The organism is Salinibacterium sp. SWN167 (genome assembly GCF_015864665.1).
GTDB lineage: Bacteria > Actinomycetota > Actinomycetes > Actinomycetales > Microbacteriaceae > Rhodoglobus.
The window spans coordinates 1,369,007-1,392,698 of record NZ_JADYWU010000001.1; the positions used below are offsets into that span (position 1 = coordinate 1,369,007).

Genomic DNA, 23,692 nt, shown 5'->3' on the forward strand with positions numbered 1-23,692 from the left:
GTCACTGTCGACGGATGGGGGTGGCGCCATTCCAGCAGGCTCGCCTGGGCGGTGCGTGGTCTCGACCTGCGCATTGACCCCGGCGAACGTGTATTGCTCCTCGGCGAATCCGGGGCGGGAAAGTCGACGTTTCTGCATGCCCTCGCCGGAGTAGTTGGCGACGACGAAGGCGAAACAGAGGGTTCGCTTCTCGTCGATGGCGAACATCCGGCCGCTCATCGTGGCCGCACGGGGTTGGTGATTCAAGACCCCGACAGTCAAGTGATCTTGGAGCGCGTCGGAGATGATGTTGCTTTCGGTTGCGAAAACTTGGGTGTACCGCGCGACGAGATCTGGTTGCGCGTGCGCGATAGTCTCGCTGCGGTCGGTCTCGACGTGTCCCTCGATCGCAACACCAGCGCTCTGTCAGGTGGTCAGAAACAACGGCTCGCGCTCGCCGGAGTGCTGGCTATGAGGCCCGGCCTGATTGTGCTCGACGAACCGACGGCGAACCTTGACCCTGAGGGGGTGACCGAGGTTCGGGATGCCGTCATCCGGGTCGCAGAATCGACCGGCGCCACGATCGTGGTTGTCGAACATCGCGTCTCCGTGTGGAGCGACGTTGTTGACCGCATCGTGGTACTCGCCGCCGGCGGGGGAGTCATCGCCGATGGCGCACCCGCCGACGTTCTCGCACGGCAGGGCAAGGAGCTCGCCGCTCGGGGCGTCTGGATCCCGCAGTATCCGCCGCCGCGCCCGGTGAGGGCAGAGCGGGGCCCGCAACACACTCTGCTCAGTGCTCGCCAGCTGACCGTTGGCCGGAGCAATCACGCGCTCGGCGCTCCTCTCGACCTGGAGATTCTGAGCAGCCATGCTCTTGCCATCACCGGTCCTAACGGGGTTGGAAAGTCCACACTCGCCCTCACCCTGGGTGGGCTCTTGCCACCCGTCGGTGGTGCCGTTGTGGCGAGCCCGGCGCTCGCCACTGGTGCGGGGGAGCATCCGATCCGCTGGAAGTCCCGCAAGCTGTTGACCCGCATCGGAACTGTCTTTCAGGACCCGGAACATCAATTGCTGACGAGCACGGTGCGTGCTGAGCTCGAAGTCGGACCGCGGGCGTTAAAACTTCCGGACTCTGAAGTGGATGCTCGCGTTGAGGAGTTGCTCACGAGACTCCGCCTAGACCGGTTAGCCGAAGCCAATCCGTTCACGCTCTCGGGGGGCGAAAAGCGTCGTCTGAGCGTCGCCACAGCCCTTGCTACGCGGCCGCAGGTGCTCGTGCTCGACGAACCCACGTTCGGGCAAGATTCGCGCACCTGGAGCGAACTGCTGGCTCTGCTGGCACGGCTCGTGGATGACGGCAGCAGCGTCATCGCTGTGAGCCACGATCTAGATTTCGTCGCTGCACTCGCCGACTCAACAGTGGTGCTCGAATGATCCCTATCGCGTCGGTGAATCCCGTGGCCAAACTTGGAGCGGGGCTCATCGTGAGCCTGTTCTTGCTCGCCACGATCGATTGGGTATCGGCGACGACCGCGCTGGTGCTCGAGCTTGCCATCATCGCGTTCTTCGGGATTGAGCCGAAACGCTTCTGGCTGCGCACCTTGCCGGTGTGGCTGGCCGCGCCGCTGACCGCTCTCACGATCCTGCTCTACGGCCGCTACGACGGCACCGTGTACTTCGAGTTCCTGTTGATAAGAATCAGCGATGGTTCGATCGAGCTCGCTCTAGCAACCTTCTTGCGCGTGCTCGCGATCGGCCTTCCCGCAGTTGTGCTGTTCATCTCGATCGATCCCACTGACTTTGCAGACGGTCTTGCCCAGCGACTCCGGTTGCCCGACCGCTTCGTTATTGGCGCTCTCGCCGCCGTGCGGATGGTTGGCCTCTTTCTTGAGGACTGGCGCTCGCTCGAACTCGCGCGTCGCGCTCGCGGTGTGGCAGACCGTGGCCGTGTGCGCCGCATTGCCGGTCAAGGTTTTGCGCTTCTCGTGCTCTCGATCCGTAGAGGCAGCAAGCTGTCTATCGCGATGGAAGCCCGCGGGTTTGGCGGCGATACTCCCCGCACCTGGGCCCGTAAGTCTCCGTGGGGGCGGGCCGAGTGGCTCACGCTGCTTGTGGGCCTTCTCATCGGCGTCACCGCTACAGTCGTTGCTGTGCTCACCGGAAGTTGGAATCTGATTGTTGGCTAACTCTCAGCAGCCTCCGCCTCTGCCTGCTCCGCGCTGGCGGTGCCTCATCGACGGCCGCTCAGGGTCGGGCAAGACAGAGTTGGGCCGCGCCATGGCCGCAGCCTGGCCAGAGGTGCAGCTGGTGAAGCTCGATGATTTCTATCCCGGCTGGGATGGGTTGGATGCCGCTAGCGCGCTCGTTCCCCGCATCCTCACCGAACTGCGGTGGCAAGAATGGAACTGGCTCACCGATTCGCCGGGGCCCTGGCGCGAACTCGACGGTGATCGGCCCATCATCCTCGAAGGAATCGGAGCGCTGAGTCGCGCATCCGCCCCTCTTGTCGACCACGGCATTTGGGTCGAGCTAGATGACGCCTCACGCAAGAAGCGGGCACTGGACCGTGACGGAGACTCCTACGCGCCGCACTGGGAGCGCTGGGCCCGCCAAGAACTTCGTTTTATGGCGCGCGAAAAACCTCAAGAACTGGCGGATGAGCTACTCGACGGCGCCGATATCTCCCGCTGGTTCGACAAGCGCTAGTTAGCTTTGTTCCAGACCTGAACGAGATCGGTTCCGCGTGGGTTGACCGTCATGACGTCAGCCTCACACGTGACCACGAGACCGAGCATGTCATCGAAGTCGCTGCGCGGAATCGTGTACGTCAGCTCTTCGACAGGCTCATCGGCGAGCGTGGCCGAGGTGTCAACGGTGTATTCCGACACATCCCAATCGCGAGGGATTGCGACATCCACATTGATCAGAGCCTTGCCCTTTACGGTGCCGGTGTAGGACTGCGTGATCGTCATGATCTGGTCCTTTTTCGGCTCCGCCGTGATCGTGAACACGAGGTCGGAATCAATCGTGACGGCGCCATCGCTGCCCCACGTGAGGGTCTGGCCACCGCTGGGCTCAACCGCCTTGGCAGGAACGTCTTCGGAGGGGAGCTCTGCGAGCAACTTCTCCGAGAGATCGACGGTGTCGAGCGTCCACGTGTGACCCATCGCGCACAATTCCATGGCCGTCGGCGGCTCGCTGGTATCGGCGGGTTCGATCAGTGCGCAACCAGACAGCACCAGCAGCACTGCGGGGGCCATCAACAACGCACTCGCGCGCTTGCTCGAAATCATCAATCCTCCTGAGGTTCGTGACACTCACGAAATCCTACGCGGTCATCGACCCTTGTCGGCTCAACGACGGTTAGGCCCAGCCGAGTTCGTGCAAATGTTGGTCATCGATGCCGTAGTAGTGCCCGATTTCATGAATCAGCGTGATGTTGATCTGCCTCTTCAAATCGTCGAGCGTCGGGCACATCGCTAGTAGTGGCTCGCGATAGAGAACAATGCGATCGGGCAGCTCGCCATAGCCATATTGGCCGCGACTGGTGATCGCGACCCCGTTGTAGAGGCCCAGAACGTTGAGGGAGCCGTCTTCTGGGCGATCCTCGGTGACAAACACCACATTCTCAAGACCATCGACAATTTCGTCGTCCAGCGCATCGAGCCCTTCGACCACAAGCGCTTCGAACTGTTTCTGGTCGAGATTTTCCATAGAGCCAGCTTGTCAGTGTCTGCTGGGAAGAATGAGAGTGCGGGTTCCCGAGGAACTCCCGTGGTGGTCTTAGCAAACCGATAGAAACTTTCTTTAGCGTCGCACTCATGCAAAGAAAAAAGTTATGGGGCGTAGTCAGCACTACCGTCGTTCTCACTCTCACTCTCACACTCGCGAGCTGCTCCGTGGGTTCGACGGACACCGCGGGCAGTACAGGGACCACCGACTTTGTGAACGTGAGTCTCACGACTGAAGCGGACTCGTTTTTCGACTCTGCTGTTGTCCACTCGATCGAAATTGACGTCGATAGCGACGAGGTTCTAGCGATGGTCGAGACGTATCTCGATTCCGGCGATAAGGAGTGGCTGGAAGCGACCGTGGTTATCGACGGCACGACCTACGAGCAGGTGGGAATCAAGCTCAAAGGAAACTCGAGTTTGCTTGGAGTAACCGCGGACACTCCCATTGAAGAATTGCCCTGGAGAATTCGTCTCGATAAGTATGTTGACGGACAAAGCATCGAGGGGGTCACCGATGTTGTGGTGCGCTCGAACAACACTGAGACCTCACTGAACGAGGCTGTTGCTCTTGAGACGTTGAGCGCTGCTGGGTTGGCGAGCGAAGAATCAGTTGCGACACGGTTCTCCGTGAACGGCAGCGAAGAGACGTTGCTTCTCACTGTCGCGGTGCCGAACCAATCGTGGATAGAACGAAACTACGAGGCGGGATTGCTGCCCTCGGATGATGGCATCCTGTGGAAGGCAGAGAGCGAAGGCGATTACTCCTGGTTAGGTGACGACCCGGAGCTCTACACGGACGTGTTTGATCGCGAGGCCGGAGATGATGACTACGAGCCCCTCGTCGACTTTCTCGATGTCGTAAACAACACGACAGACGAAGAGTTTGTCGCTCAACTTCCCGAGGTTCTCGACGTGGAATCCTTCGCGCGATACCTCGCGGTTGAAGATCTTATTGATAACTTTGACGACATTGATGGGCCTGGTAACAACTCGTACCTCTATTACGACCCAGATTCTGGGCTCATGTCAGTCCTCGCCTGGGACCATAACTTGGCGTTCGGCACGGTAAACGAAGCCGGCGGAGGCGCGGCGGGCGACGCAGCGCCAGAAGGTGCGCGTCCCGGCGGCGAGCTTCCCGAAGGCGAGCTTCCCGAAGGCGAGCTTCCCGAAGGTGCGCTTCCCGGCGACGACCTCCCCGAGGGCGAGCGTCCGAGCGGCGCCCCTGAGGGTGCTGCTCCCGGAGGCTTGCCTGCCGAAGGCGGCGGGGATGCCGCCGGCGGTGGACAGTCTCAGCAAGGCAACAACATTCTGACAACACGGTTCACAGAAACTCCGGAGTTTGCTGCGATGTACGAGGATGCGCTCGAAGAGTTGCAGGAGGAGATTTTCGAGAGCGGGCAATTTGCCAGCATCGTGGAGTCGCGCTCCGAAACGCTTGCTGATGAGGCAGCTGATCTCGTCGACAGCGCAGTGCTGGAATCCGAAACGGAAACGATACTTGCCTACTCATCCGGGGAAGTGCAAGAAACCACGGCAGGGCAAGGCGGTGCTCAAGAAGGCACACGACCGGGCGGTCGATGATTCGTAGGTCGCTCGCTGCAGGGCGCCGGCAAAAACAAAAATGAGGCCCAACCCCTCGAGACAAACATGATGTCTCGCGAGGGGTTGGGCCTCATTATCTTGGGGTGAACGACGGGGCTCGAACCCGCGACTTCCGGCTCCACAAGCCAGCGCTCTACCAACTGAGCTACGCCCACCAAGGTTGATTTTCGCCCTGCGACGATAAGCAACTGTATAAGTGTATTACAACCGCGGAGCGAATCCAGCCACTACGTCCGCAGAAATTGACTGAACCTGTTCTGTCGTCGGTCCTGGCTCGCCCACAAAGACCGCTTTGCGGTAGTAATCGAGTTCACGAATCGATTCGAGAATGTCGGCAAGAGCCCGGTGTCCGCCGTTTTTATCCGGCGCATTGAAGTACACGCGCGGGAACCAACGCTTCGAAAGCTCTTTGATCGACGACACATCGACGCTGCGGTAATGCAGGTGAGTGTCGACACGTGGCATGTACTTGGCCAAGAAGGTGCGGTCGGTGCCAATGGTGTTACCGGCCATGGGGGCGGTGCGGGCGTTCGGCACGTAGCGCACGATGTATTCGTTCACGGCGAACTCGGCATCCGCAAGAGAAACACCGTTGGGCATCTCTTCGATGAGTCCGCTCGAGGTGTGCATGGCGGTGACGAACTCGCCCATATTTTCGAGAGCGGCCTCACTGGGCTTGATGACAATCGTCATCCCCTCATCGACGGGAACGAGGTCGTAGTCGGTGATCACCACCGCAACTTCGACGAGTTCGTCGATTTCGACATCCAATCCCGTCATCTCGCAGTCGATCCAAACCAGATAATCAGCGTGTGATGCCATGTGCTGATTCTACCGCTCCCGAAATGTCACCAGCGTTCGCCCACTCTTGTCTGGTAAACCTATGGTCATGAGCGAATCAACCCCCACTCTCGCGCACGGCGACGAGTACATCGTGTTTTTTGTCGGCGGCCCGTACAACGGCCAGAACGATACGCGTATTGCAACCGAGGAGGGATGGGATGATTATGTGACCCTGATCGCTGCAGACGCTGTAGGTTCCGAGACGCAATTGCGGTACGAATCTCCGGTAGCGAAGCAGGTCGGCGACAAAGTCCACGTGACGTACACGTGGGATCAGGCCGATAGCGACCCTCTGGAAGACCTTGACGAACGAAACGACCTCTAACAGCAACACCTCTGAGCAGCCAACGGTGCTGTTCTTTTCGTCTGCATTCTGTGACCCGTGTGCGACGGCGCGCCGAACCCTCGACGAGGTGGCGCGCCTCGTACCAGCCGTGACCTATGCAGAATTGGATGTCGCACGTGAGGCAGAGCGTGCCGAGCAGGCTGGCATCACCTCGACTCCGACCATCGTGATTGTGTCTGCGCAGGGTGAAGAAGTTTTTCGCGCCCAGGGTGCGCCAACACTGAACCAGATGCTGGTAGCGCTCGCGAAAGCCGTATAGCGGCTGCTAGGCGATGGTCGCGCTGATAGGCCAGCGTGCGGCTGATACGTCATCGTGCGACTAACGCGCTATCGTTTAACACGTATACCCCGCCCTCGTAGCTCAGGGGATAGAGCAGGAGCCTTCTAATCTCTTGGCCGCAGGTTCGAATCCTGCCGAGGGCACCGCATCGAAGGGGACGGTCCTGACGTGAACACACCGAACAAAACGGCCCCCACCACGGTCACCGTTGCCGAGTTCATCGACTCCGTGCCGACCGAACGCCGGCGGGATGAGGCGCAGACTCTTCTGGACATCTTCGGGCGTGCCTCTGGCCAGCCTGCAGTGATGTGGGGCATCTCCATCATTGGGTTCGGCTCTAGTCACTATCGGTATGCCACCGGTCGTGAGGGCGATACGGCCACGATTGGTTTCTCTCCGCGCAAGGCCACAATCTCGCTGTACACGGCTCGCAATTTTCGGGAGTTCCCGGAGCTGCTGGAGCGACTGGGCACCCATGAACTGGCGGTGGGCTGTCTTTATATCAAGAAGTTGGCGGATGTCGATCTTGCGGTTCTTGAGGAGCTGTTGACGCGCAGCTATGAGGTCGCCCGTTTCGACTACGACGCCCTCGCCGAGAATGACTGAGGCTGCGGCGTGAGATATCGGCCTGTTCTCGCGGCGATTGTGATGGTGGGGGCGACCTCGATGGCGCTTTCGGGCTGCATTGCAGGGCCCGAGCCGACGGTCGCTGTTTTCGAGGTTTCCAGCGGTGGTCAGTTCACGATCGAGTTGGCAACCCCGGAACTCGTTGAGCACGCTCAAGCGCTGCTGGCGGGGGAGAACCTGGCCGCGGTGCCTCAGGGAGTCGTCGTGCGGGAAGCGTCGTCGGTAAACACACCGTGGTCGTGGCACATCGACCCTGCCACGCTTGAGTTCACGAACATCACGACCGAGGCATGCGATGGTATTCCGCAGTATGTCGAAGATGAGATTCTGACCTCAGACACTTTTTGTCCGTGGTCTGCCCGTGTTGTTGCGGTTGAAGGACCTGACGCCTAAGGCGTGTGGCGGTCCACTTCGTTAGTCCCGGTCGGGAGTGATGACGACGGTCGGGGTCGGCTCCGAGCCTGACGCGGTAGCGGAAGACGGCGGAGTGGACGAAGCCGTAGACGGTGTCGAGCTGCCTTCGGCGGCTTGACGCGACGCCCATTCTTGCTGCTTGACGACGAGTTCGTCTTCAGCTTCGCCGGTCTCGTACTTCCAGCTGGCGAGGTCTTGGGCGAAGAGCTTCTTGGCGCGGCCGGGACGGGCTTGCCAGTCGATGAGGCCGTCTTGAAGCTCTGCGAGGTCTTGTTCGGCTTGGAAGCTGTAATTGACGGAGTTCTTCTTCATAGCCGCGAGCTTGTGAGAAGCCCAGTCGGCGGCGATGTTTGCGCCCTTGAGGGGGAGAAGGCGCACTCGAACTTCGGCTTCGCTTGCCTGGTAGTCGACGTGCTCTTTTTCGCCAGCGGAGAGAGTGCTCCAGGCGGCAGCGCGACGGCCAGATGAAATGAGGGCAGCGACAGCGGCAGCCTTGGCTTGGCGGTCTTGGTGGCTGATGAGGCGACGCAGCGATGAGCGCGCAATGAGACCAACAATGATGCCTCCGACAACAATCGCGAGGAAGGGCACCAGAGCGTTCGTGATAAACGTCCAGCCCGCATCGGAGTTGAACCAGTCGACGATGTCGTTCCACCACTCAAGAATCATGTTGGCACTGTAACCCGGCTAGCGCGCGTGACCTGATAGCGACAGGCGCGTCACATCAAAACCGGAAGATATCGAGAGCATCGTCGATGGTCCAGAAATCTCCGAGAGGCAAGAAACGACGTTGGCGTTGCAGCATGCGCTTGGCTTGAAAGCGAAAACCTGCGGCGGATTGCCAGCGGTGCACATAGCCCAACACTTCGCCATCCTGGCGCGTAATGCGCCAGAGATCGTCGTTGAGTTGAACAGTCACAACGCTTGAGCGAATCGAGCGCGTGGTGCCAGCGAAATCGAGAGTGGTGGTCATGGGTGCTCCTGACAAATATCGAACGCAAATGTGTGTTGTTCGAATATATGTTCGAACACTGACATTCGTGCGTCAGGAGCACCTCAATGACGAGGTTGGGTTAGCGCAAAGCTGTACCGTCGACTGCGAGAGGCTCGATGGCGGCCAGTTCGGCATCCGTCAATGCTGGGCCTTCGAGGGCGGCAAAGTTGTTCTCCAATTGCGAGACGCTGCTGGCTCCGACGAGAGCTGACGTGATCTGCGGATGCCGCAGCACCCACGTCAGCGCGAGCTGAGCAAGGCTTTGTCCGCGGTTCTGGGCAATCTCATTGAGAGCGCGAACGCGCTGTAGGTACGTGTCGCTGAGGGGGCCGGGCTGAAGCCAGCGGCCCTCAGAAGCCCGGGATCCCTCGGGGATCGTGCCATCCATGTAGCGGTCGGTCAGTAGGCCCTGAGCAAGCGGCGAGAACACGATGCTGCCAGCACCGATCTGGTCGAGCACGGGGAACAGCCCGTCTTCGATATGGCGGTCAAACATGTTGTAGCGCGGCTGGTGAATCGTGAGAGGGATGCCGTATTCGGCGAGTGCTTCCTGGGCGGCGAGGGTCTGTTCGGGGCTGTAGCTAGAGACGCCGACGTAGAGCGCTTTGCCCGAGTTCACGGCAGTCGCGAGGGCGCCCATGGTTTCTTCGATGGGGGTCTCGGGGTCGGGGCGGTGGTGGTAGTAAATGTCGACGTAGTCGAGACCCATGCGGTCGAGGCTGGCGTCGAGCGAGGAGATCAAGTACTTGCGCGAACCGAAGTCTTGGTACGGGCCCGGGCCCATGTCGAAGCCGGCCTTCGTCGAGACGATCATTTCGTCGCGGTAGGGCGCAAAGTCGTCGGCGAAAATCTCGCCAAAGTTGCGCTCGGCGGCGCCGATTTCGGGGCCGTAGTTATTGGCCAGATCGAAGTGAGTGATGCCGAGATCGAAAGCGCGGCGAAGAATGGCGCGCTGTGTTGCGCGAGGGCGATCGTCACCAAAGTTGTTCCACAGTCCCAGTGAGATTGCGGGGAGCTTGAGGCCGCTATGGCCTACGCGGTGGTATTCGGCGGTGTCATATCTGGCGGGGGAGGCGTCGTAAGGCATTCGTTCAGCATATGCCCAGTGATTGAGGGAACACAGTACGTGCAGTGTGCGTTGTATGAGACATCCAGCCCAAGAAAGTAGGCTCAACTTATGCACACATTTCATCTCGCAGGCGGCTGTTTCTGGTGCCTCGACGCGGTTTATCGCACCCTCAACGGCGTGACCGATGTTGTCTCCGGCTACACCGGCGGCCACGTCGCGAACCCCAGCTATGAGCTGGTCTGCACTGAGACCACGGGCCACGCTGAAGCGGTTGCGGTCACCTTTGATCCTGAGGTTATCCCCGACGAAGTAATTCTTGACGTGTACTTCACGCTGCACGACCCGCGTCAGCTCAATCGTCAAGGCAACGACGTCGGCTCGTCGTACCGTTCGGCGATGTTTTACGAGGATGACGAGCAAAAGGCACTCTTCGAAGCGGCTCGCGATCGCGCATCCGGATATTGGGATGGTGGCATCGTGACCACGATCGAGCCGCTCAACACCTACTACAACGCCGAGGACTACCATCAGGACTTCTTCGCAAAGAACCCCGGTCAGGGTTATTGCATGGCGGTTGCATTGCCCAAGGTCAATAAAATTCGTTCATCGTTCTCGAGCTACATCAAGTAGTCCTCGGCAGCAACACAATCTGTGCGCCGTCTCGCACGAAGGTCTTTATCTTCGTCGCGAGGCGGCGTACGGTCGTTAACAAGCGACAGTGGCGTCGCTTTCTCACTAATTCGAAGGAGGTTCGGAAATGACAAACCACACTCTGACCGGACAAACCTGGGTGGCATTCACTCAGGCAGGGGCAGTTGGCTCGGTGCACCGGGTAACAGACGGGTTCACCTTCAAGTTATTGAAAGACGAAGATTATCGAGCGGTCTATCCGACTCTGGATGCCGCGAAGGCTGCCCTGCACGCAAACCTGCTTCCCGGCACGGCGTGGCCTGAGTTCCGCGAGCACTAGGCTGACCGCTCACTTCTCCTGATTGCGGGCGCGGTGTGTCCGGCATCCACAGATGCTGAGACGCAGCTCGCTCACTGTGGCGTGCTGACGAACACTGGTGTCAGACGGATGCCGGGTCGGCTTCCCGGCACGAGTGTCGGCCCGCATCTGTCTCCCACATCGGCCGCGTTGTTCGCTTCGTGGCCCAGACCAAGGAGCAGATATGTCAGACACCATTACCGTTTCGGGGCTCGTCGCGACGACCCCACGGCACATCGTCACGAGTGAAGGTTTGCCCATTACGTCATTCCGGCTCGCGTCTACGCAGCGTCGGTTTGACCGCAGCAATCAGCGGTGGATTGATGGCGAAACTAACTGGTACACGATCACGTCGTTCCGCCAGCTAGCGATCAACAGTGCTGCGTCGATCGGCAAGGGCGACCGTGTCGTGCTCAGCGGGCGGCTGAAGATTCGCGAATGGGAGAACGCTGACCGCAGCGGCACCAATATCGAAATCGAAGCTGACTCGCTCGGTCACGACCTTATGTGGGGAACGGCCCAGTTCTCCCGCACCATCTCCAGCGTGAGCTCAGCGAGTCACCAGGCCGAGAGCGACGATACGTTCCCCGCAGCTGACGCTGAAACTGAAACTGAAACTGAAACTGACGCCGCTGAAGAAGGCGAGCTCATTGCGGCAGGAAGCAGCGCAGTCACGCCCTTCTGAGCGGATCGTGCGCGCAAGCAATCTAGACTTGATGCGGCCCTGAAGTCTCGTGGCCGATGAAGGGAATGCAATGCGCGTACGACCCACTCGCCGACTCGGCGCAGTTCTTGCCCTCACCTTGGCGGCAGCAGTCGCGCTCAGCGGTTGCGTAGCGGAAACGCCAGAACCGACAGCAACCCCCACGGCATCAACGACGCCGGCTCCCGAAGCCAGCGAGACTGCCCCCATGTTGCGCCCCGGCGAGAATGCCGTCGCTAACCGTCAATTCTTCGACCAGATCAACACCGAATACTTCGAAGCAAATGGTCGCGGAGATGGTCGCACCATCGTTGACAACCTCATCGACAATGGCTTCGAGAAGCAAGACATGGAAATCACCGCCGACACCACCGCAATTGGCCTTGCCGCCGACTCCATCGTGGTCTCCGTGCGCATCAAGGGGGAGTGCCTACTCGGTCAGTTTGCTCCCGATAATTACGCCTCATCCATCGAACCGCTTTTGGGCACCGGTGGCTGTCTTGTCGGAAAGACCCGCGCAATCGACTGGTAGTCGCCAATCGGGTTCGACTCACGCCCGGCGCTCCGTAGAATGGTCACATGGCCGAATTCATTTATTCCATGGTGCGCGCGCGAAAAGCGGTCGGCGACAAACTCATTCTTGACGACGTCACGATGTCGTTCTATCCCGGCGCAAAGATCGGTGTGGTTGGCCCCAACGGTGCCGGTAAGTCCACCATCCTCAAGATCATGGCCGGGCTCGACACCCCGAGCAACGGTGAAGCTCGGCTGAGCCCCGGCTACAGCGTCGGCATCCTCATGCAGGAACCCGAGCTCGATGAGAGCAAGACTGTTCTCGAAAACGTGCAAGAAGGCGTTGGGCCGATCAAGGCCAAAGTCGACCGTCACGCGGCTATCGGCCTCGAGATGGCCGAACCTGACGCAGACTTTGACGCCCTTCTGGCCGAAATGGGCACGCTTCAAGAGGAGATCGACGCCGCCGACGCGTGGGACCTCGACTCCCAGCTCGAACAGGCAATGGATGCTCTTCGCACTCCTCCCGGAGACTGGCCCGTCAACAAACTTTCCGGTGGAGAAAAGCGCCGCGTTGCGCTCACCAAGCTGCTCCTTCAGAAGCCCGACCTGCTGCTTCTCGATGAGCCCACTAACCACCTCGACGCCGAAAGTGTTCTCTGGCTCGAGCAGCACCTCTCCAAGTACCCGGGCGCCGTACTGGCCGTAACCCACGATAGGTACTTCCTCGACCACGTCGCCGAGTGGATTGCTGAAGTTGACCGCGGCCACCTCTACCCCTACGAGGGCAACTACTCGACCTACCTCGAGAAGAAGCAAGAGCGTCTTCAAGTGCAGGGCAAGAAAGATGCCAAGCTCGCCAAGCGACTCTCGAGCGAACTCGAATGGGTGCGCTCAAACTCCAAAGGCCGCCAGACCAAGTCGAAGGCCCGCCTCGCACGCTACGAAGAAATGGCGAACGAGGCAGAGAAGACCAGAAAGTTGGACTTCGAGGAGATCGTTATCCCCATGGGTCCGCGTCTGGGTTCACAGGTTATCGATGCCAAGAACCTCAAGAAGGGCTTCGACGAGCGCATTCTCATCGACGGGCTGAGCTTCACTCTTCCGCGAAACGGAATCGTCGGCGTCATCGGCCCCAACGGTGTCGGAAAGACCACTCTCTTCAAGACCATCGTTGGTCTTGAGCCCCTCGACTCAGGAGATCTCAAGGTCGGCGAGACCGTCGACATCTCCTACGTCGACCAAAGCCGCGGCGGAATCGACCCCAATAAAACACTGTGGGAAGTTGTCTCCGACGGCCAGGACTACATCCAGGTCGGCAAGACTGAAATTCCGTCGCGCGGGTACGTGTCGCAGTTCGGCTTCAAGGGACCAGACCAGCAGAAGAAGGCTGGCGTTCTTTCCGGTGGTGAGCGCAACCGTTTGAACCTCGCGCTCACGCTCAAGCAGGGCGGAAACCTCTTGCTGCTCGACGAACCGACTAACGACCTCGACGTTGAAACTCTCGGAAGCCTCGAGAACGCATTGCTCGAATTCCCCGGCTGTGCTGTGGTGATCACTCACGATAGGTGGTTCCTCGACCGCATCGCGACCCACATCCTCGCCTACGAAGGCACGGAAGCGAACCCGGGCTACTGGCACTGGTTCGAGGGAAACTTCGACGCTTACGAAGAAAACAAGATCGAGCGCCTTGGACCCGACGCGGCCAAGCCTCACCGCAGCGCTTACCGCAAGCTCACGCGCGACTAGCCATGAGGTTGCACATTCCGCTCCCGCTGCGCTGGTCAGATGTAGACGCGTACCAACACGTCAACAACGCCGAAGTGTTTCGCCTGCTCGAAGAGGCGCGCATTCACGCATTCTGGCCAGTAGCGGGAGCGGATGCGCCCCTCACCGCCGTGCTCGATGGTCGCCCCGGCGGCGACACCATGACGCTCATTGCGCGGCAAGAAATCGAGTACCTGCTGCCGATCCCGTACATGCGCGAACCCATCGACATCCAGATGTGGATCGGGCGCGTCGGGGGAGCAAGCCTCGAAGTTTGCTACGAGATTTACAGCCCGGAGGGCGCTGAACCGCAGCTGCTTTTCGTTCGAGCATCCACGACATTGGTGCTTGTTGATGCTGCAACCTCACGGCCCATGCGCATCAGCCAAGCGCAACGGGCTGTATTCAACGACTACGCCGAAGAACCGCTTCAATTCGCCAAGCGGCGTTAGTTGCACGCGCTAATTCCCAGGTGCTAGCTGTCAGACGCTAGTTGCCACGCACTAGCTGCCAGACGCTAGTTGCCGAGCCTCGCGTCGTCGTCGCCCTCTTCGTCTCTGAATTCGGCGTCAAGGTCGGTGGGTTCGAACCATTCGGCAATCGCGTGAGCGCCCCGCGCCTCTAGTAGTGGAGCCGCCAGTTGAAAGAGCTCTTTGCGGCTCTCGATGCCTGAGCCCAGCGGAAGGGCTACGTCGATGCCGGCAGCCTTCGCCTCACTCGGGCTCATTCCCACGCTGCCTGCAATAACCGCAAGCCACCCGCTCGGGCCTTTAGCGCCGCGCAGGTAATCGACAACTTTGCCGTCGAGCGACTGCGAATCGAAGCGGCCCTCGCCGGTGAGAATAATGTCGGCGCTGGCGACGACCTTGCTCAGGCCAATGGCATCCGCCACAAGCTGGGCGCCGGGAACGAGCTCGGCACCGAATAGTGCCACGAGGGGAGCGGCCATTCCGCCGCCGGCACCGATGCCGGGCAACGCGCAGATTCCGGCGGCAGAGAAGCCGCGCTCGACAGCCAGCGGCGTCTCTGCCAGCACTTCGGCTAGGCGGGTGAGCCCGGCATCCAAGACAGCGACATCGGATGCCGAAGCCCCCTTCTGAGGCCCGAAGACGTGGGCTGCGCCCTGTTCTCCCACCAGTGGGTTGGTCACATCGACGGCGATGCGCCACTGCGTCTCCAGTGCGCCGGCAATGAGACCGCTGAGGTCGATCGTTGAGAGGGAGGCTAGCGCGCCCCCTCCGGGTGCCAGTTCGTCGCCCTCGGCGTCGAGGAATCGCGCACCGAGTGCGCGGAGGATGCCTGTGCCGCCGTCGGTGGTTGCTGAGCCGCCGAGAAAGAGCGTCACGTCGCGCGCGCCATTTTCAATGAGGCGTGCGGCGATGACGCCGACGCCGTAGCTGTCGGCGCGCAGTGCTTGCAGCGGAACATCGCTGACGTGGGGGAGCCCGTTGGACTGTGCTGCTTCAATGATCGCCCGGCGACCTTCGCTGTCGAGTCCGTAGCTGGCTTCGCGTTTGCGACCGATGGCATCGGTCGTCGTCATCGTGAGCGCTGGTTGGAGCCAGGCGGCCAGTACGGCGTCGAGGGAACCTTCTCCGCCGTCAGCCATGGGGAATGTGAGCACGGTGGCTGACTCGGGAAGCATTTCGCGGACTCCACGTTCGAGAGCCGCCGCGGCATCCGCAGCGCTCAGGCTGCCTTTGAACGAATCGGGAGCGATGACGACGACAGGATTATCAATTGCTGGCACCATTCGACCCTAGCGTGACACTGGATGGTTGCCGTGCGCACGCAAAAAGGGGCCGCCCGAAGGCGACCCCTTTTCGTGAGTTACAGCACCGAAGTGCTGAAAGCTACAACAGTATTAGCTGGTGAGGCCGTCTACGTAGTCCTGGTTCGCTGCAATCCAGTCAGCAACGATGGGCTCGAAGTCGGTTCCTTCGTACTCGTTGTACATGACGTTCTCGAGCGAGTAAAGAAGCTCGGAGTCCATCTTGAAGCTAGAGATCCACTCAGTGACCTCAGGCATGTCGTCGCTCAGGGTGTCGCGTGCGAAGGAGTGAATTTCTTCAACGTCTCCGAGCGTTCCCTCGGGGTCAGCAAGGTCCTTGATGTCGAATGCATCGTAGGCCCAGTGCGGACGCCAGAGAGTAACGGCAATGTTCTCGCCGTTATCGAGTGCAGCCTGCAGTTCAGCAAGCATGGCGGGTGTCGACGAGGTGAGAAGTTCCATGTCGTCGAGGCCGTAGGTCGGCATGGTGTTGTTCAGGACTGCTTCAGTGAGTCCTGCACCAGGCTCGATGCCCACGATGCGGTTGCCGAAAGCGTCAGCGTTAGCTGCAAGCTCGTCGAGCGAGTCGATCGGTGCGTCAGCGTTTACAGCGACGGTCAGTCCCGCTTCGCTGTTCCAAGCGCCGAGGTCCTCGATCGTGTCGCCGTATTCTTCCATCAGGCTGGCGTGAGTGATGGGGAGCCATCCGTCAAGCGCGATGTCGTAGTCACCGGTGCTGAGTCCCGAGAAGATCGGGGTTACGTCAGCGTATTCGAGCTCTACGTTGTAGCCCTTTTCCTCAAGGATTGCCTTCCAGAGGTACGAAACTGCTTCGCCCTCGGGCCATCCGTTGAATACGGCAATGCTGAGATCCTTGCTCTCAGCAGCGTCTCCGCTAGCCGTGTCGTCTCCGCCTGCAGCGCAAGCTGAGAGACCGAGGAGCGCAGCGGCTCCGATTGCAATTGCAGCGCGTGTCTGCTTCTTCATGGTGTCGTCCTTTTCTGTCGGCGCTAAAGCGCGACGATGTTGACGTCGATGCACACAGGGTTCTCTGCATGCGGGAAACGAGCGCGGGTGGGCGCCCGAAAATTAGCGAACGGGAGGAGTGTGTTCGGCTGGTTCGGTCGTTGCCGGTGCGGTGTCTGCGGTGGCGTTAGCCTCTGCAGATTCTTCACGACGGCTGCGAACCTTGAAGGACTCGATAATGAACTGGAAGTAACCCTTGCCCGATCCGAAGGATGCCGTGAGGCGGTCCAGGAAGATGGCCAAGATAACTACAGACAGTCCAGCCTCGAAGCCGAGTGCGACATCCGCTCGGCTCAAGCTCTGGATAACGGGCTGGCCGAGGCCGCCGGCACCAACCATGGACGCGATAACGACCATGGAGAGCGAGAGCATGATGACCTGGTTGATACCGGCCATGATTGACGGCAGAGCCAGCGGAAGCTGAATCTGACGAAGGATGCGGCCGGGCGATGCGCCGAAAGCCTGTCCGGCTTCAACAACTTCGCTATCCACACCGCGAATTCCGAGTTCAGTGAGGCGAACACCGGGTGCAAGAGCGAAGAGCACAGTTGCCACGATTCCGGGAACATCACCAATGCGGAACAGGATGAGCGCAGGAATCAGATAAACGAAGGCGGGCATCGTCTGCAGGAAGTCCAAGATCGGCTTCACGATGGTCGAGACCGTTCGGTATTTAGCCGCCAGAATTCCTAACGGAACACTGATAATGATGGCGAGGAAGGCCGCGACGAGCACGAGCGCCATGGTGTCCATCGCGTTTTCCCACTGGTCAAGCGTGAGAATGAGCAGAAAACCAAGGATGCTTCCTACCGAGAACATCCAACCGCGAGCCACAAAAGCAATGACGGCGAAGATGATCAGGATCACCCAGAAGGGTGGGGAGGTGAAGAGGAAGTTCATTCCGTCGGAGATCGACGCAATGATGAACTTGATGACGTCGAAGAACGCGCCAAAAGTGTCGGTGATGTAGTCAATGCCGTCTTCGACCCATTGGCCGAGGGGAATTCTGAGGAAGTCGTTCATCGTGCGTCCTCCTTCGCGTCGGAATTCGTATCGCTGGCGTCAAGGGCATCGGTAATAACCGAGGTCGAGACGGTAAGCGGGGGTTCGATGACCTGAAGTTCACCGGTGTCTGTGGTGACGTTGCCGAGAGCGGCAAGCAGAGTGACGCGAGGAACGACACCCTTCAAACGACCACGCTCGTCGATGACGGCCAGCGGTAGCGGGCTTTCCACCGAGGGAACGAAGAGCTCCGACAGGTAGGTGTCTTCGGTCACGGCGCTGTATTCGTCGCTCAGGATCGAGGTCATGTCGCTGATGCCCTTACGGACGAGCTTCATGGCATCGGCGTCACGAACAACACCCTGAAGGGTGCGGTCGCGGCTGATGACGAATGCGGTCGACGTCTGAAGGTCACGCATGATCTTCAGCGCTGCACGCGGTCCGCCGCTAGCGAAGACTGTCGCCCGGACAGGCTCCATCACGCTGGCTGCGGTGAGAACGCGAGAGCGGTCAACATCCTGAACAAACTGAGCAACGTAGTCGTTGGCCGGGTCGGTGAGGATGTCTTCTGGCGTGCCGATCTGAACGATGCGGCCATCGCGCATCACTGCGATGCGATCTCCGAGGAACATTGCCTCGTTGAGGTCGTGAGTGATGAAGATGATGGTCTTGCCGAGTTCGGTCTGAAGCTCAAGCAGTTGCTCCTGCATTTCACGACGAATCAGCGGGTCGAGAGCGCTGAACGCCTCGTCCATGAGGAGGATGTCGGTGTCGGCAGCGAGGGCGCGGGCGAGACCGACGCGCTGCTGCATTCCACCGGAAAGCTCGGAGGGCATCTTGGAGCCCCAACCCTTAAGACCAACGAGGTCGATGGTCTTCTGGGCGCGAGCGAGACGCTCAGCCTTCGGCATTCCCTGAACTTCAAGGGCGTAGGCGGCGTTCTCAAGAACGGTGCGGTGCGGGAACAGAGCGAAGTGCTGAAAGACCATTGAGATGTGGCGGCGGCGAACATCGCGAAGCTTGGGGCCAGAAATACCCGTGATCAGGTCGCCACCGACGGTGACGCTGCCCGAAGTGGTTTCCCAGAGGCCATTAAGCATGCGGATGAGGGTGGACTTTCCTGATCCGGAAAGGCCCATCACTACGAAAATTTCGCCCGGGAGAACATCGAAGCTTGCGTCGATGACAGCAGCAGTTCCGAGCTCTTTGATCTCATCGCGGGAGGCGCCGTGCTGGAGCCTCTCAACGGCTTCCTGGGGGCGGCGGCCGAACACCTTATAGATGTTCTTCGCGCTGACAGCAAATTTCTCGGTCACGTTCTCCTGATTACTCGGCACCTTTAGGGCTTCGCTTCTCTCGGTTACGGTCCGGGTTGAACGCAGGGCTCTGTCGAATCCGGAGTAGTTCTGATGGGAATCGATAGGGGAGCGCTTTCGGAGCAACTCCACTGCGAATCAACCGTACGAACGACATCCCAGTGACGGGGTGGCGCGCGCGGCCTGATTTCGTAGCACCTTGCCTACAGGGCCCAAAAAGGGGCACACTGGCAGCAAGGCCGATATCAACGGTAACGTTTTTTGGGTTTTTCCGCAGTTTCAGGTCCACCAGAGTGGGGACATCCAGTGACGGCGACCGGGCTCGATCCGCGGCACAGTAGGGATCGAGCGGGGTCATCTTTGTTACTTGTTCGTTACCTATCGGAACTAAAAGAGCCGTCCAATTTGACGAATCGAGGCCTGTCAGCGGGGAGGGCGCACCATTCCCTCTTGCGCAACGCTCGCGATCAAGCGGCCAGCGCGGTCGTAGATGCGGCCAAGCGAGAGGCCACGGCCACCGATCGCGTTGGGGGACTCTTGCACATAGAGGAGCCACTCATCGACACGGGCCTCTCGATGCCACCACATGGCGTGGTCGAGACTCGCCACCTTGATTCCGGGAGTGACCCACGCGAGGTCGTGGCGTCGCATGATCGATTCCAGAATCGAGTAGTCGCTAGCGTAGGCCAGTGCGGCCCGGTGCAGGTTCATATCGTCGGGCATGGGGCCGACCGACTTGAGCCACACTGCTTGATGGGGCACATTGCCGCCATCGACGCTCATAAAGATGGGCGAGGTTACGTACCTCATGTCGAACGGGCGTTGCGATGACCAATAACGGGCTACCGGATGATCGACGCTCGCCAGTGACTCAGCAGTCGTCGGCAGGGACTCCGGGTCAGGAAGGTCGGCGGGCATATCAATCTGGTGGTCGAGTCCTTCATCGTCATCCTGGAATGAGGCGATTGCCGACAAGATGGGCACGCCATCTTGATAGGCCTGAGTACGTCGCGTCGAGAACGAGCGACCATCGTGGATGCGGTCGACCGAGAACGTGATCGGAAGGTTCACGTCGCCCGGGCGCAAGAAATATCCATGCATCGAATGCACGACGCGATCCTCGGCGAGAGTGCGCTGCGCGGCAACGAGAGCCTGCGCTAACACTTGCCCGCCGAAGACGCGGCCCTGCGGCATCCACTGGCTGGGACCAGTAAAAATGTCTTCGCTTGTTCGCGCGCCGGTGTCGGTCAGATCGAGGGCAGTTAGAAGCCCAGCCATAGGGTCGCTCATGCCTGTAGTTTAGAGGCCTATGACTGGATCGTTTACTTTGGTGGATTCCCTCGCGCTGGGAGATCTACAGGTTTTCTTGGGCCGAGCTGCCCGAGTCGATGAGGGCTCTGTGCGACTCATCGGTGGCGCCGGCGTTCTCGCCGTCTATGTGTCTGTTCTTCACCCCGCCGGGCTCCTCGACCAGAGCCCCACCGTGCTTGGACTGCGCACCTTCGCTTTGTCATCAACGGATGACTTCGATGCCGTCGTTCCGGTTCGCTCCCTGCTTGGCCGCATTGAGAGCGCCGTCGAGGCTTCAGCCGCTAGCTTTTCTGAGCCGGTTGCCGTCAACTTGCCGATGAGCGTCAACACCGTCACGTGGGCCGCGATTTCGCCACCGCGCGGGGGATGGGTCGCGATCGATTCTGTTCCGAGTGCTGTGCTTGAAGAAGCAGCGCGGGCAGGAATCGAAGAAGTCGCCGCAGCTATTCCCACCGGAACCGGCGAAGCGATCGTGCACAAAGTGCGCACCGAAGTATGGGGGCGTCCGCTGGACGAACCCGACTACGTGCCGGCCGGTGCAGGGTTCGCCGCCGTTAGCTTGGGTTTTCTCGCCGACGATGAGGCGGCATCCGTCTTTGAATCTGGAGCGTGGACGCGACTATCGACCAAGCGTGGTCACATTCTCGTGAAGCGCCGCGCCTGGTCAGTGGCGCGCTAGAGGGTTTCTACTGCTCGGCTAAACAACATGCCCATGAACACGACCGTCGTCGCAAACATGATGGCCATGACGCCGAGCGCTGCCCACATCGGCGCTAGTCCTTGACCGGTGCGCTTCTTGACCACAACACAACGGCCGATGACGTAGATCAGCCAACCGAGGAAGATGAACGCCCAGTGGAAGGGGCGGTCAATGCCTCGATTATCAAGTTCGCGTCGGTCAAAAATCGCCAAGGGAATGTTGACCAAGAACAACAGCCAACCGGAAAGCATCATCCACAGGTAGCCGGGGTCAACGAGCAGACGTAGTTGGGCGTCGGTCGGAGTGTCGGTTGGGCGCGGCACAAGCGCATCAAGGTCGATGGCGAAAAGCCCGGGAAGCGAAATCAACGGCAAGAGTACGAATACCCAGATTTGCCAGGTGTTCGTTCCGGTATCGCTGACGTCGCTGGGGGCCGCGTAGGTGTAGTTGGCCGCAGGATTTACTGCTGACGGGGCGGCAACCGGTGTTGCTGCCGGTGCCGTTACTGCAGCGGGCGAAGCGGGGGTGATCGGCGGCACCGAATTGGCCGCTGCCGGCGCTGCTGCTGGCGCTGGCGCAGCCGGTGCCACTGGCGGTGTCGGCGCGGCTGGCGGTGTCGCCGGAGCTGCGGCGGCAGGAGCAGGAGTCGGCAACGGGGTCGCATCGGCGGGAACCGTGTTAGCGGCCGCCCAGGCCGTTCCGCTCCACCAGCGGGGTGCTGCTCCTCCGGCGGGATCGCGGTACCAACCGGCGGGAGGAAGGGGAGTCGATGCGTCGTTCACGCTGCGATTCTACTGGCGGTGCGGCACAAATCTGACACTTACTCGCTCGCGACACTCCGCCCCGCAACGCTTCGCCCGGCGGAGCGCCCGCTGAACAAGCACCCACCGAGGAAGGTGCCTTCGAGGGCGCGGTAGCCGTGCATGCCGCCGCCTCCGAATCCGCTAGCTTCGCCGGCTGCCCAGAGACCGGGAACGACCGTCCCCTCGGCATCCAGCGCACGCCCCGAGAGATCGGTCTGGATGCCGCCCAAACTTTTGCGCGTCAGAATGTTGAGCTTGACCGCAATCAGCGGTCCCGCTTTGGGATCGAGGATGCGGTGGGGCTTCGCCACGCGAATCAGCTTGTCTCCGAGATAGTGGCGCGCCTGGCGCAGCGCAGTGATTTGGGAATCCTTGGTGAATTTATTGGTGAGTTCGCGATCCCGAGCTTCGATCTCGCGGCGCACGTGAGCGGCGTCGATCGCAATGTCGGGGGGTGAGGTTCTGCATGCCGTCGAGTAGCTCGTCGAGAGTGTCAGCCACCACGAAGTCAGCGCCGTGCTTCTTGAACGCTTCGACGGGACCGGTGGCGCCCGTGCTGAGCCGTTGCTTGAGCAACTCGCGCATGCTTTTGCCCGTGAGGTCGGGGTTCTGCTCGCTGCCCGAGAGGGCGAACTCCTTCTCGATGATCGACTGTGTGAGCACGAACCAGGAGTGGTCGTAGCCGGTGGAGACGATGTGCTCGAGCGTTCCGAGGGTGTCGAAGCCGGGAAACAGGGGAGCGGGCAAGCGGTGACCGGTGGCATCGAGCCACACGCTCGAGGGGCCGGGCAAGATGCGGATGCCATGCTTCGGCCACACCGGATCCCAGTTCTGGATGCCCTCGACGTAGTGCCACATGCGGTCGCCGTTGATGAGGCGAGCTCCGGCGTTTTCGGCGATGCCGAGCATCCGGCCGTCGACGTGAGCGGGAACCCCGCTGAGAAGGTTCTGGGGCGCTGCGCCCATTCTGGCGGGCCACTGGGCGCGCACGAGATCGTGGTTGCCCCCGATTCCGCCCGAGGTCACGATGGTGGCGGGAGCACGGAGTTCGAAGTCGCCGACTACGGTGCGGTTGCTGGCCGCACCGCGGGCTGCGTCATCCGGGGCTAGCGTTACCCCGCGCACTCCGACAACCGTGCCGTTCTCCGTGACAAGCTCATCGACGCGGTGGCGCACATGCAATGTCGCGAGCCCCTCATCGATGCCGCGGCGGAGGGCCGCAACGAAAGGCTCAATGACGGCGGGGCCAGTGCCCCACGTGATGTGGAACCGCGGCACCGAGTTGCCGTGGCCCAGAGCGGTATAGCCGCCACGCTCGGCCCAGCCGACGACGGGGAAGAAACCAACACCGCGTTCGCGCAGCCATTCCCTCTTCTCCCCGGCAGCGAACTGGAGATAGGCCTCCGCCCACCGACGCGGCCATTCATCTTCGGCGCGGTCGAAACCAGCGGTGCCGAACCAATCTTGGCGGGCCAACTCAAGCGAATCTTTGATGCTGATGCGGCGCTGTTCGGGGGAGTCAATGAGGAAAAGGCCACCGAAAGACCACCACGCTTGGCCACCGAGACTCGCTTCGGGCTCCTGCTCAACAATCGCAACGCGCTTGCCGGCGTCAATCAATTCGGCGGCAGCGACGAGGCCAGACAGGCCAGCTCCGACAACGATGGCATCCAACTCGCGTGACTGCGGCATCCGTGACTCCTTCGACACTCGGTGCCGCCGACATTGGCGACCCCTGCGCTGACAGTATGCCGGTCATCCTCACAATCTGACGCAACTTTGGCGTGGAACCTTGTGCCCCGCCCACGGGGTGGGTACCGTCTGATTAACTCCCAGCGACGAGGCTCGGGTCAACCTGTGATTTACCAATCGCGGTTGTGAGGATCGCTAGAGCGCAGCAC

The 23,692-nt window shown here is 60.5% G+C and carries 27 protein-coding genes, 2 tRNA genes and 1 pseudogene; 16 read left to right on the forward strand and 14 right to left on the reverse strand.

The genetic code is table 11. The features are described 5' to 3' along the window. The first annotated feature begins 51 nt into the window (after positions 1-51). From I6E60_RS06540 to I6E60_RS06550, 3 genes are read left to right on the forward strand one after another with little or no spacing between them, the layout of a single operon-like run. A complete protein-coding gene (locus I6E60_RS06540) occupies positions 52-1,416 on the forward strand; it encodes an ABC transporter ATP-binding protein (protein ID WP_197179371.1) in 1,365 nt (454 codons plus the stop codon). Beyond that, a complete protein-coding gene (locus tag I6E60_RS06545) occupies positions 1,413-2,168 on the forward strand; it encodes an energy-coupling factor transporter transmembrane protein EcfT (protein WP_197179373.1) in 756 nt (251 codons plus the stop codon). Before I6E60_RS06540 ends, I6E60_RS06545 begins: the two co-directional genes overlap by 4 nt. Continuing rightward, a complete protein-coding gene (locus I6E60_RS06550; protein ID WP_231601143.1) occupies positions 2,161-2,688 on the forward strand; it encodes an ATP-binding protein in 528 nt (175 codons plus the stop codon). The genes I6E60_RS06545 and I6E60_RS06550 overlap by 8 nt, the downstream gene beginning before the upstream one ends. On the opposite strand, the gene I6E60_RS06555 is transcribed toward I6E60_RS06550, so the two are convergent. Both I6E60_RS06555 and I6E60_RS06560 read right to left on the reverse strand, forming a co-directional pair. After that, a complete protein-coding gene (locus I6E60_RS06555; RefSeq protein WP_307784406.1) occupies positions 2,685-3,299 on the reverse strand; it encodes a hypothetical protein in 615 nt (204 codons plus the stop codon). The genes I6E60_RS06550 and I6E60_RS06555 overlap by 4 nt on opposite strands. Positions 3,300-3,345: 46 nt before the next feature. Continuing rightward, positions 3,346-3,696, reverse strand: a complete 351-nt coding sequence (locus I6E60_RS06560) for a metallopeptidase family protein (protein WP_197124144.1) — start codon at positions 3,694-3,696, stop codon at positions 3,346-3,348. A 107-nt stretch (positions 3,697-3,803) separates the two neighbouring features. Here I6E60_RS06560 and I6E60_RS06565 point away from each other — a divergent pair, with 107 nt between their 5' ends. Next, positions 3,804-5,297 (forward strand): CotH kinase family protein, encoded by a 1,494-nt coding sequence (locus I6E60_RS06565; RefSeq protein ID WP_197179376.1) that lies wholly within the window; start codon positions 3,804-3,806, stop codon positions 5,295-5,297. 100 nt (positions 5,298-5,397) lie between these two features. Here I6E60_RS06565 and I6E60_RS06570 read toward each other — a convergent pair. Together I6E60_RS06570 and orn are read right to left on the reverse strand one after the other, a co-directional pair. Further along, positions 5,398-5,473: transfer RNA gene (locus tag I6E60_RS06570), tRNA-His, on the reverse strand. A 46-nt stretch (positions 5,474-5,519) separates the two neighbouring features. Then, entirely contained in the window at positions 5,520-6,140 is a 621-nt protein-coding gene (orn, locus tag I6E60_RS06575) for an oligoribonuclease (protein ID WP_197124146.1), read from the reverse strand. 67 nt (positions 6,141-6,207) lie between these two features. Here orn and I6E60_RS06580 point away from each other — a divergent pair, with 67 nt between their 5' ends. The 5 genes from I6E60_RS06580 (at position 6,208) to I6E60_RS06600 (ending at position 7,807) form a co-directional block, all read left to right on the forward strand. Continuing rightward, on the forward strand, positions 6,208-6,486 hold the full coding sequence (locus I6E60_RS06580; protein ID WP_197105993.1) for an oligoribonuclease: 279 nt from the start codon (positions 6,208-6,210) through the stop codon (positions 6,484-6,486). Then, positions 6,464-6,766 (forward strand): co-chaperone YbbN, encoded by a 303-nt coding sequence (locus I6E60_RS06585; protein ID WP_197179378.1) that lies wholly within the window; start codon positions 6,464-6,466, stop codon positions 6,764-6,766. The genes I6E60_RS06580 and I6E60_RS06585 overlap by 23 nt, the downstream gene beginning before the upstream one ends. A gap of 91 nt (positions 6,767-6,857) precedes the next feature. Further along, a tRNA-Arg gene (locus I6E60_RS06590) sits at positions 6,858-6,930 on the forward strand. Between the two features lie 25 nt (positions 6,931-6,955). Then, positions 6,956-7,393 carry a DUF1801 domain-containing protein gene (locus I6E60_RS06595; protein WP_197124147.1) on the forward strand — a complete coding sequence of 146 codons (438 nt, stop codon included), beginning with the start codon at positions 6,956-6,958 and terminating at the stop codon, positions 7,391-7,393. A gap of 9 nt (positions 7,394-7,402) precedes the next feature. Then, positions 7,403-7,807, forward strand: coding sequence for a hypothetical protein (locus I6E60_RS06600; RefSeq protein WP_307784407.1), 405 nt, complete (start codon positions 7,403-7,405; stop codon positions 7,805-7,807). 21 nt (positions 7,808-7,828) lie between these two features. Here I6E60_RS06600 and I6E60_RS06605 read toward each other — a convergent pair whose 3' ends face one another. From I6E60_RS06605 to I6E60_RS06615, 3 genes are all read right to left on the reverse strand, one after another. Continuing rightward, positions 7,829-8,497: a hypothetical protein gene (locus I6E60_RS06605; protein WP_197124149.1), complete on the reverse strand. Its 669-nt coding sequence runs from the start codon at positions 8,495-8,497 to the stop codon at positions 7,829-7,831. A 55-nt stretch (positions 8,498-8,552) separates the two neighbouring features. Further along, positions 8,553-8,801, reverse strand: a complete 249-nt coding sequence (locus tag I6E60_RS06610; RefSeq protein WP_197124150.1) for a hypothetical protein — start codon at positions 8,799-8,801, stop codon at positions 8,553-8,555. 100 nt (positions 8,802-8,901) lie between these two features. Next, positions 8,902-9,909: an aldo/keto reductase gene (locus I6E60_RS06615; protein ID WP_197179381.1), complete on the reverse strand. Its 1,008-nt coding sequence runs from the start codon at positions 9,907-9,909 to the stop codon at positions 8,902-8,904. Between the two features lie 90 nt (positions 9,910-9,999). Here I6E60_RS06615 and msrA point away from each other — a divergent pair, with 90 nt between their 5' ends. From msrA to I6E60_RS06645, 6 genes are all read left to right on the forward strand, one after another. Beyond that, the gene (msrA, locus tag I6E60_RS06620) at positions 10,000-10,521 is read left to right on the forward strand and encodes a peptide-methionine (S)-S-oxide reductase MsrA (RefSeq protein ID WP_197179383.1); all 522 of its coding nucleotides are present in this window, start codon (positions 10,000-10,002) and stop codon (positions 10,519-10,521) included. A 127-nt stretch (positions 10,522-10,648) separates the two neighbouring features. Continuing rightward, the gene (locus tag I6E60_RS06625) at positions 10,649-10,861 is read left to right on the forward strand and encodes a methyltransferase (RefSeq protein WP_197105985.1); all 213 of its coding nucleotides are present in this window, start codon (positions 10,649-10,651) and stop codon (positions 10,859-10,861) included. 202 nt (positions 10,862-11,063) lie between these two features. Further along, complete coding sequence (locus I6E60_RS06630; protein ID WP_231601144.1) at positions 11,064-11,564, forward strand: single-stranded DNA-binding protein; 501 nt, start codon at positions 11,064-11,066, stop codon at positions 11,562-11,564. Positions 11,565-11,634: 70 nt separating this feature from the next. Next, positions 11,635-12,114, forward strand: coding sequence for a hypothetical protein (locus tag I6E60_RS06635; RefSeq protein ID WP_197179385.1), 480 nt, complete (start codon positions 11,635-11,637; stop codon positions 12,112-12,114). A gap of 47 nt (positions 12,115-12,161) precedes the next feature. Continuing rightward, positions 12,162-13,844, forward strand: coding sequence for an energy-dependent translational throttle protein EttA (gene ettA / locus I6E60_RS06640; RefSeq protein WP_197124158.1), 1,683 nt, complete (start codon positions 12,162-12,164; stop codon positions 13,842-13,844). 2 nt (positions 13,845-13,846) lie between these two features. Beyond that, positions 13,847-14,314 (forward strand): thioesterase family protein, encoded by a 468-nt coding sequence (locus tag I6E60_RS06645; RefSeq protein WP_197124160.1) that lies wholly within the window; start codon positions 13,847-13,849, stop codon positions 14,312-14,314. 65 nt (positions 14,315-14,379) lie between these two features. Here I6E60_RS06645 and I6E60_RS06650 read toward each other — a convergent pair whose 3' ends face one another. The 5 genes from I6E60_RS06650 to I6E60_RS06670 all read right to left on the reverse strand — a co-directional run bounded on the left by I6E60_RS06650 (position 14,380) and on the right by I6E60_RS06670 (position 20,267). Continuing rightward, positions 14,380-15,615: a glycerate kinase gene (locus I6E60_RS06650; protein WP_197179387.1), complete on the reverse strand. Its 1,236-nt coding sequence runs from the start codon at positions 15,613-15,615 to the stop codon at positions 14,380-14,382. A 111-nt stretch (positions 15,616-15,726) separates the two neighbouring features. Further along, a complete protein-coding gene (locus I6E60_RS06655) occupies positions 15,727-16,620 on the reverse strand; it encodes a glycine betaine ABC transporter substrate-binding protein (protein ID WP_197179389.1) in 894 nt (297 codons plus the stop codon). A 102-nt stretch (positions 16,621-16,722) separates the two neighbouring features. Beyond that, on the reverse strand, positions 16,723-17,682 hold the full coding sequence (locus tag I6E60_RS06660) for a proline/glycine betaine ABC transporter permease (RefSeq protein ID WP_197179391.1): 960 nt from the start codon (positions 17,680-17,682) through the stop codon (positions 16,723-16,725). Continuing rightward, positions 17,679-18,977 carry a glycine betaine/L-proline ABC transporter ATP-binding protein gene (locus I6E60_RS06665; protein WP_197179393.1) on the reverse strand — a complete coding sequence of 433 codons (1,299 nt, stop codon included), beginning with the start codon at positions 18,975-18,977 and terminating at the stop codon, positions 17,679-17,681. The genes I6E60_RS06660 and I6E60_RS06665 overlap by 4 nt, the downstream gene beginning before the upstream one ends. Positions 18,978-19,400: 423 nt before the next feature. Beyond that, complete coding sequence (locus I6E60_RS06670) at positions 19,401-20,267, reverse strand: acyl-CoA thioesterase II (RefSeq protein ID WP_197124168.1); 867 nt, start codon at positions 20,265-20,267, stop codon at positions 19,401-19,403. A gap of 19 nt (positions 20,268-20,286) precedes the next feature. Here I6E60_RS06670 and I6E60_RS06675 point away from each other — a divergent pair, with 19 nt between their 5' ends. Continuing rightward, positions 20,287-20,967: a hypothetical protein gene (locus I6E60_RS06675; protein ID WP_197124170.1), complete on the forward strand. Its 681-nt coding sequence runs from the start codon at positions 20,287-20,289 to the stop codon at positions 20,965-20,967. Here the strand turns inward: I6E60_RS06675 and I6E60_RS06680 are convergent. Both I6E60_RS06680 and I6E60_RS06685 read right to left on the reverse strand, forming a co-directional pair. Continuing rightward, positions 20,964-21,770: a hypothetical protein gene (locus I6E60_RS06680; protein ID WP_197179395.1), complete on the reverse strand. Its 807-nt coding sequence runs from the start codon at positions 21,768-21,770 to the stop codon at positions 20,964-20,966. The genes I6E60_RS06675 and I6E60_RS06680 overlap by 4 nt on opposite strands. 38 nt (positions 21,771-21,808) lie before the next feature. Next, positions 21,809-23,483: pseudogene (locus I6E60_RS06685) on the reverse strand (FAD-binding dehydrogenase). Positions 23,484-23,692: the final 209 nt, after the last annotated feature.